Here is a 13,377-nt window from a genome sequence, read left to right on the forward strand (position 1 = left end):
GCACGGGCTGGCGGGACAGCTGCATGGTTCCTGGTGGCCACTTCGCTACCCAGCGGCGGCCCAAAGTGCAAGTGTCATCGCATCTTTCCCGCCCTTCCTGCGCATTTCTGCCTGTCTGCGCACATCTGCCAGTTTCCGGCTATTGTCCGCCGCCCCTTGAGCCGCTATTCAGAACCACCGCTCCGGGACCTTTCGCTCCGGACATGAGCTTATGGAATTACGGGAGACATCATGCTCGACGCGCTGCGCAAGGGCGCCGGCACCTGGGTTGCCAAGATCTTCATCGCCCTGCTCATCCTGAGCTTTGCCGTCTGGGGTATCGCCGACATTTTCCGCAACTTCGGCAGCAATGTCGTGGCCAAGGTGGGTGATACGGAAATTTCCGTGGCCGACTTCGATCTCGCCTACCGGCGCGAACTGAATGCCGTGAGCCGCCAGATCGGCCGCCCGCTGTCCACCACGGAAGGCGCCATGTTCGGCATTCCGCAGCAGGTGCTGGCCCGGATGATTGCCGAAGCTGCCATGAATGACATGGCCGCGGACATGAACCTCGGCATTTCCGATGACGGCCTGCGCCGGATGATCCAGGAAAACCCGGCGTTCCAGCGCCCGGGCGGCGGCTATGACCGCAACAGCCTGGTGCAGCTGCTGCGCGCCAACGGCATTTCCGAAGATGACTTCGTGCGCGAGCAGCGCCTCCTGTCCGGCCGCCAGCAGATCGCAGGCGCCCTGACGGACAATCTGAAGACGCCGGAAGCGATGCTGAGCGCCTTCAACATCTTCGAAAATGAAACCCGTACCGTGCGCTATATCGCCGTGCCGCCCTCGGCAGCCGGTGAAATCGCAGCCCCGTCGGACGCGGACATTGAGAGCTTCTACGAGACGCGCAAGGAAGATTTCCGCGCTCCGGAATACCGCAGCCTGTCCGTCCTGCAGCTGCTGCCGCAGACTCTGGCCAAGCCGGATGAGGTGACGGACGCAGAAGCAAAACAGGCTTATGACCGCTCCGGCAACCGCTACCGGACGGATGAGCTGCGCCGCGTGCGCCAGATGCCCTTCCCCGATTCGGCCGCAGCCGAAGCTGCAGCCGCCGAGCTTGCCTCCGGGGCCAAGACCTTTGCCCAGCTGATGGAAGAACGCGGCCTCAAGGACAGCGACGTCGACCTTGGCCTGATGGCGAAGGACAAGTTCCTGGATCCGGCCATTGCGGAAGCTGCCTTTGCGCTGCCTGAGGGCGGTGTCAGCGGCGCCGTGCAGGGCCGGTTCACCACCGTCATTCTGGAAGTCGCCGAGATCCAGCCGGAAGCCGTGCGTCCCTTCGACGAGGTCAAGGCGGAGCTGAAGCAGGAAATCGCCCTGCAGAAGGCCGAGCAGGACGTGCAGGACCTGCATGACGAGATCGAGGACGCCCGCGCAGGCGGTGCCGCCCTTGCCGAAGTCGCAGGACGCTTCTCGCTGACCACCACCGAAATCCCGGCCGTGGACAGCAATGGCCGCGACGAGGCCGGTCAGCCGGTCACGCTGCCTGAGGCTGACGGCCTGCTGCGCGAGGCCTTCGAGAGCGACGTTGGTATCGAAAACAACCCGCTGCCGCTGGGCCAGCGCGGCTTTGTCTGGTTCGACGTGACCAAGGTCACGCCGCCCCGCGACCGCGAGTTGTCCGAAGTGCGTGATGCCGTTGTCCAGGCCTGGACGGCGAAGGAGCGTGACCAGAAGCTTCTGGATCTTTCGGCGAGCATGGCGGCCCAAGTGCGCGGCGGCGAAACGCTGGAAGCCGTGGCTGAAGCCGCGGGCCTTGCGGTGCAGACCTCTGACAGCTTCAAGCGCAACGGCCAGCCGGCCGGCCTGCCGCAGGAAGCCGTCGAGGAAGCCTTCAGCGGCCCCTCCGGCACCGTTCTGGACACCATGGGCGCGGACAGCGGCCGTCTGGTGATGGTGGTCGACAGCGTCTCTGCCCCCGCCTTCTTCCGCGAGGAAGAGAGCATCCAGCAGATCGACACCCAGATCAGCGAACAGCTCTCCGCCTCGCTCCTCAATCTTGTGATCAACAAGGTCGAGGCGGACAAGGGCGTCCAGATCAACCAGCAGGCGCTGCAGATGGTGATCGGCACCTCTGCGCAGAACTGACGGCATGAAAGAACACTGTCCCGGCCGCGTCTGCCGGGACAGTCACAAGCCGGACTGCGGCAAGCCTTTAACGCAGGCCGCGTGAAAAACGGGAAGAGGGACAGGCATGAGCGGGCTCAAACCCTTTATCGCCAAGGTGGCTGAAGGTGCGTCTCTGGATTTCGAGGAAGCGCGCGCGGCCTTTGACGTGATCCTGTCCGGCGCGGCAACGCCTTCCCAGCTCGGCGGCTTCCTGATGGCGCTGCGCATGCGCGGCGAGAGCGTCGATGAAGTGACCGGCGCCGTCGCCTCCATGCGCGCCCGCATGCTGCCCGTCGAAGTTCAGGGCGATGCCATCGATATCGTCGGCACCGGTGGTGACGCCACCGGCTCCTACAACATCTCCACCTGCACCGCGCTGGTTGTCGCAGGCTGCGGCGTGCCCGTTGCCAAGCATGGCAACCGCTCGCTCTCGTCCAAGTCCGGCTCTTCCGAAGCTCTGGCGCAGCTCGGCGTCAACATCGACATCGGCCCGGACAAGATTGCCGCCTGCGTGGATAAAGCCGGGATCGGCTTCATGTTTGCCCCGCTCCATCATGCGGCGATGAAGCATGTCGGCCCGACCCGCATGGAACTGGGCACCCGCACCATCTTCAACCTGCTTGGCCCCCTGTCTAGCCCCGCCCGCGTCAAGCGCCAGATGACCGGCGTCTTCGATGGCCGCTGGGTTGAGCCGATTGCACAGGTGCTGAAGAACCTTGGCTCGGAAGCCGTCTGGATCGTCCACGGCAGCGACGGCATGGACGAGATCACCACCACCGGCCCGACCAAGGTGGCCGAACTGAAGAACGGCGCCATCCGCAGCTTCGAGATCACTCCGGAAGACGCAGGCCTGCCCCGCGCCCGTTTCGAAGATCTCAAGGGCGGCACGCCGGAAGAGAACGCTGCCGCCCTGCGCGCCGTGCTCTCCGGCGCAAAGAACGCCTACCGGGACGTGGTGCTGTTCAACGCCGCCGCCTCGCTGATCGTTGCGGGCAAGGCGGCAGACCTCAAGGACGGGGTGGCGCAGGCCGCCCGCTCCATCGACACGGGCGATGCCCTCGACCGGCTGGAACGGCTGGTGGCAGTTTCGAACGGATAAGCCATGGCAGACATTCTCACCCGCATCGAGGCCTACAAGCGCGAGGAAATCGCTGCTGCCAAGGCCGAACGCACGCTCGCCAGCCTGCTGGAAGCGGCAAAATCCGTCGAGGCACCGCGCGGTTTCGAGCGGGCCATCCGCGCCAAGCATGCCGCCGGGGACTATGCCCTCATTGCCGAGATCAAGAAGGCAAGCCCGTCCAAGGGGCTGATCCGCGCCGATTTCGACCCGCCAGCCCTCGCCCGCGCCTATGAGGCAGGCGGTGCGGCCTGCCTGTCCGTGCTCACCGATACACCGTCGTTTCAGGGCAAGCCGGAGTTTCTGACCGCCGCACGTGGCGCCGTCAGCCTGCCGGCCCTGCGCAAGGATTTTCTCTACGACACCTATCAGGTGGCCGAGGCCCGCGCCTGGGGGGCGGATTGCATTCTGATCATCCTCGCTGCCGTTGATGATGCACTGGCGAAGGATTTGGAGGATGCCGCCTTCGGCCTTGGCATGGATGTTCTGCTGGAGGTGCATGACGAGGCGGAGCTGGAGCGGGCGCTGAAACTCGCCTCGCCGCTGCTCGGCATCAACAACCGCAATCTCAAGACCTTTGACGTGTCGCTGACGACGAGCGAGCGGCTGGCGCCGATGATCCCGGCGGAACGCATCATCGTTGGCGAATCGGGTCTCTTCACCCCGGCGGATCTGGCCCGCATGGAGGCCTGCAACATCTCCACCTTCCTCATCGGCGAAAGCCTGATGCGGCAGGCCGATGTGGAAAGCGCCACCCGCGCCCTGCTGACCCGCAGCGGAGCCTGAGCCATGGCAGGCGGCGGCCCCGAGCGGGATCAGGACCACCTGACGCATCTTGATGCCTCTGGCAGCGCCTCAATGGTGGATGTAGGAGACAAGGCCGTCACCCGCCGCAGCGCCACCGTCACCGGCGAGGTGAAGATGCATGCGGACACGCTGGCGCTGATCCTCTCCGGCAACGCGAAAAAGGGTGATGTCATCGCCACCGCCCGCATTGCCGGCATCATGGCCGCCAAGCGCACCCATGAGCTGATCCCGCTCTGCCATCCGCTGCTTCTGTCAAAGATCAGCGTCGATATCGAGCCCGATCATGCCCTGCCCGGCCTGAAAGTCAGCGCCACCGCCATCGTCACCGGCCAGACCGGCGTGGAGATGGAAGCGATGACCGCCTGTTCGGTCGCCTGCCTCACCATCTATGACATGGCCAAGGCCGTGGACCGGGGCATGGAAATCGGCCGCATCCACCTTGCCGAAAAGCTCGGCGGCCGCTCCGGCCATTATGTTGCCGGACCGGAAAACGCACCAAAGGAGCCCTGACATGGCGTTGATGCCGGTTGACGATGCGCTGCGGCAGCTTCTCACCGGCGTTGCGCCGCTGGGCCAGGAGACCGTTCCGCTGGCGCGGGCCAATGGCCGCATTCTGGCGGCGGATCTTGCCGCCACCCGCACTCAGCCACCCTTCCCCGCCTCCTCCATGGATGGCTATGCCCTGCGCGCCGCCGATTGCGCCGCAGCGGGCGCCGTGCTCAGCGTCATAGGCGAGGCTCCTGCGGGCCATGCCTTTGCGGGCCGGGTGGGCGCGGGTGAAGCCGTCCGCATCTTCACCGGCGCACCGGTTCCCGATGGCACGGATGCCATCCTCATTCAGGAAAACGCCACCCGCGAGGGAGACCGCCTCACCGCGCTGGAGCCGGTTCGTCCCGGCCAGTTCGTCCGGCCCGCCGGGCTCGACTTTGCGCAAGGCGATGTGCTGCTGAAGGCAGGGCTCAGGCTCGACTACCGCAGCCTTGCGCTGGCCGCTGCCATGAACCACGCCGCCCTGCCCGTCTGGCGCCAGCCGAAGGTCGCCATCATCGCCACGGGCGACGAACTGGTGCTGCCGGGCGGCACGCCGGGGCCGGACCAGATCATCGCCTCCAACCACTGCGGCATTGCAGCGCTCGTCGAAGATTGCGGCGGCCTCCCGTTGGACCTCGGGTTGGCCAGCGATGATCCTGCCGATATCGCCGCCCGCGTGCGCGAGGGGCTGACGGCAGAGGCCGATGTTCTCGTCACCCTCGGCGGGGCATCGGTCGGCGATCATGACCTTGTGCAGGCGGTGCTGGGCGGGGAAGGCATGAAGCTGGATTTCTGGCGCATCGCCATGCGCCCCGGCAAGCCGCTGATGGCGGGCAACCTTGGCCGCACCAAGGTTCTGGGCCTGCCCGGCAACCCGGTCTCCAGCCTCGTCTGCGCCCTCCTGTTCCTGCGCCCGCTGATGGCGGTGATGACGGGCACAAGCCTCGAGGCCGCCATGAAGGGCAAGCGCACCACCGCCACCCTCACCGGTCCGGTTCCGGCCAACGACCAGCGCCAGGACTATCTGCGCGCCAGCCTCACCACCCACCCGGACGGCACCCGCAGCGTCACCCCCTTCACCCGGCAGGACAGCTCCATGCTCTCGCTGCTCGCCGCCTCCGGCGCCCTCATCCTCCGCCCCCCGCACGCCGCTGCGCTGGATGCCGGGGCGGAGGTGGATGTGCTGGTGGTGTGAGGATTATCCAAGCGTGAAGGCGGTGGGCAAACGGAAGCACTGCGGGTCAGCATAGACGGCGTCGCCCCGGCCTTCGAGCCGGGGCCTACTCGCTTGAAGAGAGATGCGATAGTCCGCCGCGGTGAAGCACGGATGGCCTCATGCGCCCGCCGCTGCTTCCATACTCCCTATCGCGTCTCTGCAAGCGAGTAGGCCCCGGGTCTGCGCTCCGCTCCGCCCGGGGCGACGCTGCGGTGATGGGCAAGGTAGTGCGTCCCTCTACAGACGGGACCGTCAATCGTTCTGCCGCCTCTCACCTTGTCATCCCCGCGCAGGCGGAGATCCGGTACCGGTGAGCCACGGTCTATCCTGCTTCCGCATCGAACCGGCAATCACCCCGGCTCTCCGGTCCCGGCTCAAGGCCGGGATGACGATGGAGAGGATCAAAGGCCTGGAAAGGACTACGGACGGAGCTGGTGACCTGCGCCAAACGGTTCCCCAACACAAAAAAGCGGCACGGTTGCCCGTGCCGCAGTTGGATGTGTCCCGGGAGGGAGATCAGAAGAAGCCGAGCTTGTTGGGGTTGTAGCTGACGAGGATGTTCTTCGTCTGCTGGTAGTGATCGAGCATCATCTTGTGGGTCTCGCGGCCGATGCCGGACTGCTTGTAGCCGCCGAAGGCCGCGTGGGCGGGATAGGCGTGGTAGTTGTTGACCCAGACGCGGCCTGCCTCGATGGCGCGGCCGAAGCGGTAGGCGCGGGTGCCGTCGCGGGTCCACACACCGGCGCCAAGGCCGTACATGGTGTCGTTGGCGATATGAAGCGCCTCTTCCTCGGTCTTGAAGGTGGTGACGGAGACAACGGGACCGAAGATTTCCTCCTGGAACACGCGCATCTTGTTGTGGCCCTTGAGGATGGTCGGCTGGATGTAGAAGCCGTTGGCCAGATCCCCGCCGAGGCGGGCGGCATCGCCGCCGGTCAGCACTTCCGCGCCTTCCTCCACGCCGATCTGCAGGTAGGACATGATCTTGTCATGCTGCTGCTGGCTGGCCTGCGCGCCCACCATGGTGGCGGGGTCGCGCGGGTCGCCCTGCTTGATGGCCTTCACACGCGCAATGCAGCGGGCGATGAATTCCTCGTAGATGTCTTCCTGGATCAGCGCCCGCGACGGGCAGGTGCAGACCTCGCCCTGGTTGAAGGCAAAGAGCACGAAGCCTTCGACCGCCTTGTCGAGATAGGCATCATCCTGCGCCATCACATCGGAGAAGAAGATGTTGGGGCTCTTGCCGCCCAGTTCCAGCGTCACCGGAATGAGGTTGACGGTTGCCGCTTCCATGATCTTGCGGCCCGTGGCGGTGGAGCCGGTGAAGGCGATCTTGGCGATGCGGCCGGACGAGGCCAGCGCATGGCCGGCTTCAGCGCCGGTGCCGTTGACGATGTTGAGCACACCCGCCGGCAGCAGGTCGCCAATGAGTTCGGCCAGCACCAGAATGGCCGCCGGGGTCTGTTCGGCCGGCTTCATGACGATGCAGTTGCCCGCAGCCAGGGCCGGAGCCAGTTTCCACGCAGCCATCAGAATGGAGAAGTTCCACGGGATGATCTGGCCGACGACCCCCAGCGGCTCATGGAAGTGATAGGCGACCGTGTCATGGTCGATCTCGCTCATGGTGCCTTCCTGCCCGCGCAGCACACCGGCGAAATAGCGGAAGTGATCGACGGAGAGCGGAATGTCGGCGGCGGTCGTCTCGCGGATCGGCTTGCCGTTGTCCCAGGTTTCGGCAGCGGCCAGCACGTCGAGATTGGCCTCCATCACGTCGGCGATCTTCAGAAGGATGTTGGCGCGGTGGGCGGCAGAGGTCTTGCCCCAGGCCTCGCGCGCCGCATGGGCGGCATCCAGCGCGGCGTTGATGTCGGCGGCATCGGAACGGGCCACCTCGCAGATCCTGGCGCCAGTGATCGGGGTGATGTTGTCCATGTAGCGGCCGCTGACCGGCGGCACGAACTTGCCGCCGATGAAATTGTCATAGCGCTCGCGGAACGGTGAAACGGTGCGGAAATCCGCCTGTGCCTGAATGTTCATGCTTGTCTCCTCCAACGGGCCGCCTCCTCGCGGCCATGGGAAGAGCTTGACGCACGGCGGACGGTCTGAGGAGCCATGGCCGGGAACGCCTGCCCGTGCCCTGTCGCAGTTCTGCGACAGATGATGGCGGGTTTGTGGGGTAGTGTCAGATGGAAGCACAGTCGCGCCCCATATCCGGCGTCACCACGGGCGACGCTGCGGTGAGGGGCAAATCCATGCCCGCCTGACAGGCCCCGGCCTATCCTAGGTATTTGGGACCGGGGCTGAGCGTGGCAAATGCCTGAGCGCACTCGCCCCCCTCACTCCTTCGCCAGTTTCCGGTGAAGCGTCGCGCGGGAGAGGCCGAGGGCGCGGGAGGCGGCGGAGACGTTGCCCGAGGCCCGGGCCAGCGCCCGGTGCAAGACGGCGCGCTCCGCATCCTCCAGCCGCTCATGCACCGGCAGGCCGAGAAGATCGGCGAGCGGACGCGGGTTTGCAGCAGGATCGGCGGTGAGGCCCAGCAGAGCCCGCGCCCCGCGTGTGGCGCCGATGACGAGATCATCCTCATCCACCGCCACAAGCGCGGCAAGGCCATGCGTGCCGCCGCCCGGAACCAGCACCACACGGGCCTTCGGGAAAGCAGCATGGAAGAGGTCGGCTTCCACTTTGTGCGCCGTGTTCTGCACCGTCTGGCTGATGAGGCTGAGCACGGCGGCGGACACATCCTGCTCGGCCGTGGACACATCGATCACCGCCGCCAGCTGGCCGCCGGCATCATGCACGGGGGCGGAGGTGCAGGTGAGGCCAATGTTGCGGGCGAGGAAATGCTGGTCGCGGTGGATCGTCACCGCCCTGCCCTCGGCAAGGCAGGTGCCGATGCCATTGGTGCCGGCTTCCGCCTCGGACCATACGGCACCGGTCCACAGGCCGGAAGCTGCGAAATCGCGGTCCTCGGACGGGTTGCCGCGCCGTTCCACCGCGATGCCTTCCGCGTCGGCCAGCACCACACAGGCGCCAAGGCCGCCGATGGTCTGGAACAGCCAGTCGAGATGGGGCGCGGCGGTGGCCACGAGCCCGCCCATGCGCTCGCGCACGAGGGCAAGTTCCTGCGCCGTCAGGCGCGGCTCCACCCGGCGTTTCACCGGATCAAGGCCATGAAGATGGGCCGAGCGGGCCCAGGATGCGGCAATGGGCGAGCGCGCCGCCTGCCCGCTGGCAAGCGCCGCCTCGATGCGGCTCTGATGCTGAGACGTCACCGTGGGCATGTCTGGTTCCTCCCGCAAGGCCCTCTCCTGCGCACGCTCCTTGACCGGAAGAACAAGGCTCGCGCAGATGGTCCCGAGGCGGCTGGCAAAGACGCGCGGATAACCTGTTTCACAAGGCGCGGCTCTCTCCCATCCGCTTGCCTCAAGGCTCCGCACGCACAATGTGCCGCCGGGAAAGACTAGCAGCTTGTGCACCCGCACGCCATCCGGAGCTTAACGGGCACGAATCAAGAAGCCGGGCGCACCCACACGGCGCAGTCATGGAAGGCGGCGCCGCCATAGGGGGCGATGGGCTCGGCGCCGATCAGCGTGTTGATGCCATTGCCGTTTTCAAAGGCCGTGTTGGGCCAGATGCCTTCCGACACCACCGTGCCGGGGGCCAGCCCCTCCACATGACGCAGATGCAGCCGCACCTCGCCGCGCCGGTTACCCAGGATGACGCGGGCGCCATCCTCCAGCCCCGCAGCAGCGGCTTCATCGGGACGCATCCAGACCTCCGGCCGGCCGCCTTCCTTCTTGGTGGAGCCAGGCGTTTCGGTGAAGCTGGAGTTGAGGAAGGAGCGGGCCGGCGCCGTCACCAGCCGGAACGGATGCTCCGCGTCGGCATTTTCCACCGCGTTCCAGTAATCCGGCAGGCGCGGCATGGCGGCGTGGGCACCAAAGGGCTTGCCGTCTTCCGGCCGGTTGGGCGCAGCGGTGAAGCCCCAGTCCACCTTGAAGTGATACTTGCCGTCCGCATGGCCGAAGCCATCGAGATAATGGGCGGTGCGGAAGTCCGGCTGCAGATCCTTCCAGCGCCCGGCCTCCAGTTCGGCCAGCGTGCCATAGCCGGAATTGACGAGCATCCAGTCCACGTGCTCGCGGGCGCTCATGTGGAAGCCAGGATGATCCTTTGCATCAAGACGCTTCGCCAGTTCGTTGATAACGAATATGTTCTCCCGCGCCTCACCCGGCGCTTCCGTCAGCTTCGGGCCAAACAGCATGTACTGGTGGCCGCCGCCCCGGTAGATGTCGTCATGCTCCAGAAACTGGGTCGCGGGCAGCACGATGTCGGCATAGCGCGCCGTGTCCGTCATGAACTGCTCATGCACGACGGTGAAAAGGTCCTCGCGGGCAAAGCCCTGTTTCACCAGTGTCTGTTCCGGCGCGACGGAGACCGGATTGGTGTTCTGGATCAGCAGCGCCGTCACCGGCGGGCCGCCGGCCAGCGCCTCACGGTCCCCCGTCAGCACGCGGCCGATGAGGCTCTGGTCGAGGAACCTCGTGCCGGTGCGCAGGGAACTGCCCTCGACCATCGACTTGTCGAGCCTGTAGATCGCCCCGTTGTTGTGGAAGGCCCCGCCCCCTTCATACTGCCAGGAGCCGGCAACAGCTGCAATGCTGGCCGCCGCATGCATGGAGACGGCGCCGTTGCGGCTGCGGGTAAAGCCATAGCCAAGGCGGATGAAGGTGCGCTTCACCTCGCCGATCATCCGGGCCAGCTGCGTGATCTCTTCAGCCGGAACGCCGGTGATCCCTTCCGCCCATTCCGGCGTGCGGGTGGCAAGATGCGCCTCCAGCTCATCCGGGCAGTCGGTGTAGCGGGCAAGATACTCCCGGTCAGCCAGACCGTCACGGAACAGCACATGCATGATGGCACAGGCCAGCGCCGCATCGCTGCCGGGCTTCAGCACGATGCCGATATCCGCCTGTTTCATGGTCTCGGTGCGGTAGACGTCAACCACGATGATCTTCGCACCACGCGTCTTGCGGGCGGTGATGGCGTGGGTCATGACGTTCACTTGCGTCGCGACCGCATTGGTGCCCCAGATGATGATCTGGTCGGCCTTCATCATCTCGCGCGGATCCGGCCCGGCCAGAAGCCCGGTTCCGGCCACATAGCCGGTCCAGGCCGGATTGGTGCAGATCGAGGAAAACTGCTGCGAATAGCCCTTGGCATGGCGCAGGCGATGAATGCTGTCGCGCTGCACCAGCCCCATGGTGCCGGCGTAGTAATAGGGCCAGACCGTCTCCGGCCCGTGCTTCGCCTCCGCCTCCAGGAATCGCGCGGCAACAAGGTCCAGTGCCTCGTCCCAGGAGACGGGCTCGAACCGCCCTTCCCCCTTCGCCCCAACGCGGGCCATTGGCGTCAGCAGCCGGTCCGGGTGGTATAGCCGCTCCGCATAGCGCGCAACCTTGGCGCAGATGACGCCCGCCGTGTAGGGATTGTCCGCCGCCCCGCGCAGGCGGCCGATGCGGCCCTCTGCCGTCACCTCCACATCCAGCGCGCAGGTGGAGGGGCAGTCATGCGGACAGGCGGAATGGGCGGTGATGGTGACAGGCTTGTTCATCTTCGGTCTTTTCGGGGTCCCGGTGGCGCCGCCCCAGAGCAGAATGCCGCCTAAGGCAGGGTGAGGCCGCCTGCGGGGCGCAGGCAGCGCGGGAGCTGTGTCTTCTTCTTTCGCCAGCTTTCGGGACACCGGCGCATGAAGTCAAGCCGGGCCCGCAGGCAATTGCACGCAAGGTACCGTTCTGCCGGGAAAAGGCGCAGCGGCGGTGTGTTGTCTTGAGTGCATGCGACAGGAACATCCCGCTAACCTCACCTTAAGACTTGTGGAACACAGTGAGAACAGCTAAGGTACGTTCATGATTTGTACCAGACCCTCCAACGGGGACCTCACATGCTGACGCGCAAGCAACACGAACTGCTGATGTTCATTCATGAGCGCCTGAAGGAATCCGGGGTTCCGCCGTCCTTTGACGAAATGAAGGACGCACTGGACCTCCGGTCCAAGTCCGGCATTCACCGTCTGATCACGGCGCTGGAGGAGCGCGGCTTCATCCGCCGCCTGCCCAACAGGGCGCGCGCCATGGAAGTGGTCCGCCTGCCGGATTCGGTCACGCCGGGCCTGTCTTCGCCGCGCGGCAAGGGCTTTGCGCCGTCGGTGATCGAGGGATCGCTCGGCAAGGCATCTGCCCCGGCCGCCGCTCCGTCCGCCCCGGCTGCGGAAACCGCCCCTCACTTCACCTCCATCCCGGTCATGGGCCGCATCGCTGCCGGTGTTCCGATCGAGGCGATCCAGACCCACAGCCATTCCATCTCCGTGCCACCCGAGCTGATCAGCCGCGGGGAGCACTATGCGTTGGAAGTGCGCGGTGATTCGATGATCGAAGCTGGTATTCTGGATGGCGACACGGTGCTGATCCGCAAGACCGACACGGCCGAGAGCGGCGACATCATCGTGGCACTGGTGGACGACGAGGAAGCAACGCTCAAGCGCCTGCGCAAGAAGGGCGCTTCCGTTGCGCTGGAAGCTGCCAACCCGGCCTATGAAACCCGCATCTTCGGCCCCGGCCGCGTGCGCATCCAGGGCAAGCTTGTGGCCCTGTTCCGGCAGTATTGAGCCGCTGCCGCCCGTTCGACACGCTTGAAGAATGCCGGAGACACTGTTTCCGGCATTTCTGTTTATGGCAGCACGCGGCACGCACCCGGCAGACTTGCGTCACCGGCAACTGGGCGGGCCCGTGCGGTGGCTGCACGCATGCAAGAGCAATTCCGGCAAAGGCGGCACCGGGTTTGCGTCCGGAATCGCGTGAAAACAGGCAGCCAGAGCACGGCTGGCCGCTCCGTTTTCATCGAAAGGGCTCCAGGCATGTTGCGCCAACCACTCAAAGCCTTGATACGGGCGGTGCAGAAGCGCTCGGACCAAGTTCCCGCCGGGCACAGGAATAGCTGACCTGCCCTCCCCTTGCCCCCTGCGTCAAAACGCATCTTGCTCCGGACGCGTCTGCGCCGCAGTTAGCGGGTAAGGAATTATCCTGATTTGCCGCAAGCCGGCCAGCACAAGGAGGCCCTCATGACCATCGAGACATCCGGCCAGTGGCCAGCCCAGTCGCCCGCCCATGTCGGCGTGCGCGGCCGTTGCCCGCGCTGCGGTCAGGGGCATCTGTTCAAGGGCTTTCTCACCCTTGCCCCGTCCTGTGAAGTCTGCGGCCTTGACTACAGCTTCGCCGACCCGGCGGATGGCCCGGCCTTCTTCGTCATCTGCTTTGCCTGCGTTCCGAGCGTTGCCTTCGCCATGTGGCTGGAAATTGCCTACACGGCGCCCTATTGGGTCCACCTCTTCACAACGCTGCCGCTGCTCCTCCTCACCTGCATTCCGCCCCTCCGCCCCCTCAAGGGCTGGCTGGTAGCAAGCCAGTATATCTACAAGGCCGAGGAAGGCAGGCTGGTGACGGATACCCCGGCCGAAGACAAGACGGCGGGAGGAGCAAGGCCCGGTCCCGAAACCTGAAAA

10 protein-coding genes are annotated in these 13,377 nt (G+C 65.7%); 7 read left to right on the forward strand and 3 right to left on the reverse strand.

The window, feature by feature from the left end; translation table 11 throughout:
- Nucleotides 1-231 precede the first annotated feature (231 nt).
- From ACVNHC_RS04685 to ACVNHC_RS04705, 5 genes are all read left to right on the forward strand, one after another.
- On the forward strand, nucleotides 232-2,127 hold the full coding sequence (locus tag ACVNHC_RS04685) for a SurA N-terminal domain-containing protein (RefSeq protein WP_457166566.1): 1,896 nt from the start codon (nucleotides 232-234) through the stop codon (nucleotides 2,125-2,127).
- Nucleotides 2,128-2,233: 106 nt separating this feature from the next.
- Nucleotides 2,234-3,247 (forward strand): anthranilate phosphoribosyltransferase, encoded by a 1,014-nt coding sequence (gene trpD / locus ACVNHC_RS04690; protein ID WP_457166567.1) that lies wholly within the window; start codon nucleotides 2,234-2,236, stop codon nucleotides 3,245-3,247.
- Nucleotides 3,248-3,250: 3 nt separating this feature from the next.
- The gene (gene trpC / locus ACVNHC_RS04695; protein ID WP_457166568.1) at nucleotides 3,251-4,051 is read left to right on the forward strand and encodes an indole-3-glycerol phosphate synthase TrpC; all 801 of its coding nucleotides are present in this window, start codon (nucleotides 3,251-3,253) and stop codon (nucleotides 4,049-4,051) included.
- A gap of 3 nt (nucleotides 4,052-4,054) precedes the next feature.
- On the forward strand, nucleotides 4,055-4,582 hold the full coding sequence (moaC, locus tag ACVNHC_RS04700; RefSeq protein ID WP_457166569.1) for a cyclic pyranopterin monophosphate synthase MoaC: 528 nt from the start codon (nucleotides 4,055-4,057) through the stop codon (nucleotides 4,580-4,582).
- A 1-nt stretch (nucleotide 4,583) separates the two neighbouring features.
- A complete protein-coding gene (locus ACVNHC_RS04705; RefSeq protein ID WP_457166570.1) occupies nucleotides 4,584-5,798 on the forward strand; it encodes a molybdopterin molybdotransferase MoeA in 1,215 nt (404 codons plus the stop codon).
- 537 nt (nucleotides 5,799-6,335) lie between these two features.
- Here the strand turns inward: ACVNHC_RS04705 and adh are convergent.
- The 3 genes from adh to ACVNHC_RS04720 form a co-directional block, all read right to left on the reverse strand.
- Nucleotides 6,336-7,856: an aldehyde dehydrogenase gene (adh, locus tag ACVNHC_RS04710; protein WP_050471567.1), complete on the reverse strand. Its 1,521-nt coding sequence runs from the start codon at nucleotides 7,854-7,856 to the stop codon at nucleotides 6,336-6,338.
- Nucleotides 7,857-8,155: 299 nt separating this feature from the next.
- Complete coding sequence (locus ACVNHC_RS04715; RefSeq protein WP_050471568.1) at nucleotides 8,156-9,100, reverse strand: helix-turn-helix domain-containing protein; 945 nt, start codon at nucleotides 9,098-9,100, stop codon at nucleotides 8,156-8,158.
- Between the two features lie 227 nt (nucleotides 9,101-9,327).
- A complete protein-coding gene (locus ACVNHC_RS04720; protein WP_457166571.1) occupies nucleotides 9,328-11,430 on the reverse strand; it encodes a molybdopterin oxidoreductase family protein in 2,103 nt (700 codons plus the stop codon).
- Between the two features lie 330 nt (nucleotides 11,431-11,760).
- On the opposite strand from ACVNHC_RS04720, the gene lexA reads away from it, so the two are divergent.
- Together lexA and ACVNHC_RS04730 are read left to right on the forward strand one after the other, a co-directional pair.
- The gene (gene lexA / locus ACVNHC_RS04725) at nucleotides 11,761-12,483 is read left to right on the forward strand and encodes a transcriptional repressor LexA (protein WP_457166572.1); all 723 of its coding nucleotides are present in this window, start codon (nucleotides 11,761-11,763) and stop codon (nucleotides 12,481-12,483) included.
- A gap of 453 nt (nucleotides 12,484-12,936) precedes the next feature.
- A complete protein-coding gene (locus tag ACVNHC_RS04730; RefSeq protein ID WP_055456798.1) occupies nucleotides 12,937-13,374 on the forward strand; it encodes a DUF983 domain-containing protein in 438 nt (145 codons plus the stop codon).
- The last annotated feature ends 3 nt before the right edge of the window (nucleotides 13,375-13,377 follow it).

Source organism: Pannonibacter sp. Q-1 (genome assembly GCF_054073275.1).

Coding starts and splice junctions, on each gene's coding strand:
- ACVNHC_RS04685 (WP_457166566.1), top strand. CDS start 232: ATGCTCGACGCGCTGCGCAAGGGCGCCGGCACCTGGGTTGCCAAGATC.
- trpD (WP_457166567.1), top strand. CDS start 2,234: ATGAGCGGGCTCAAACCCTTTATCGCCAAGGTGGCTGAAGGTGCGTCT.
- trpC (WP_457166568.1), top strand. CDS start 3,251: ATGGCAGACATTCTCACCCGCATCGAGGCCTACAAGCGCGAGGAAATC.
- moaC (WP_457166569.1), top strand. CDS start 4,055: ATGGCAGGCGGCGGCCCCGAGCGGGATCAGGACCACCTGACGCATCTT.
- ACVNHC_RS04705 (WP_457166570.1), top strand. CDS start 4,584: ATGGCGTTGATGCCGGTTGACGATGCGCTGCGGCAGCTTCTCACCGGC.
- adh (WP_050471567.1), bottom strand. CDS start 7,856: ATGAACATTCAGGCACAGGCGGATTTCCGCACCGTTTCACCGTTCCGC.
- ACVNHC_RS04715 (WP_050471568.1), bottom strand. CDS start 9,100: ATGCCCACGGTGACGTCTCAGCATCAGAGCCGCATCGAGGCGGCGCTT.
- ACVNHC_RS04720 (WP_457166571.1), bottom strand. CDS start 11,430: ATGAACAAGCCTGTCACCATCACCGCCCATTCCGCCTGTCCGCATGAC.
- lexA (WP_457166572.1), top strand. CDS start 11,761: ATGCTGACGCGCAAGCAACACGAACTGCTGATGTTCATTCATGAGCGC.
- ACVNHC_RS04730 (WP_055456798.1), top strand. CDS start 12,937: ATGACCATCGAGACATCCGGCCAGTGGCCAGCCCAGTCGCCCGCCCAT.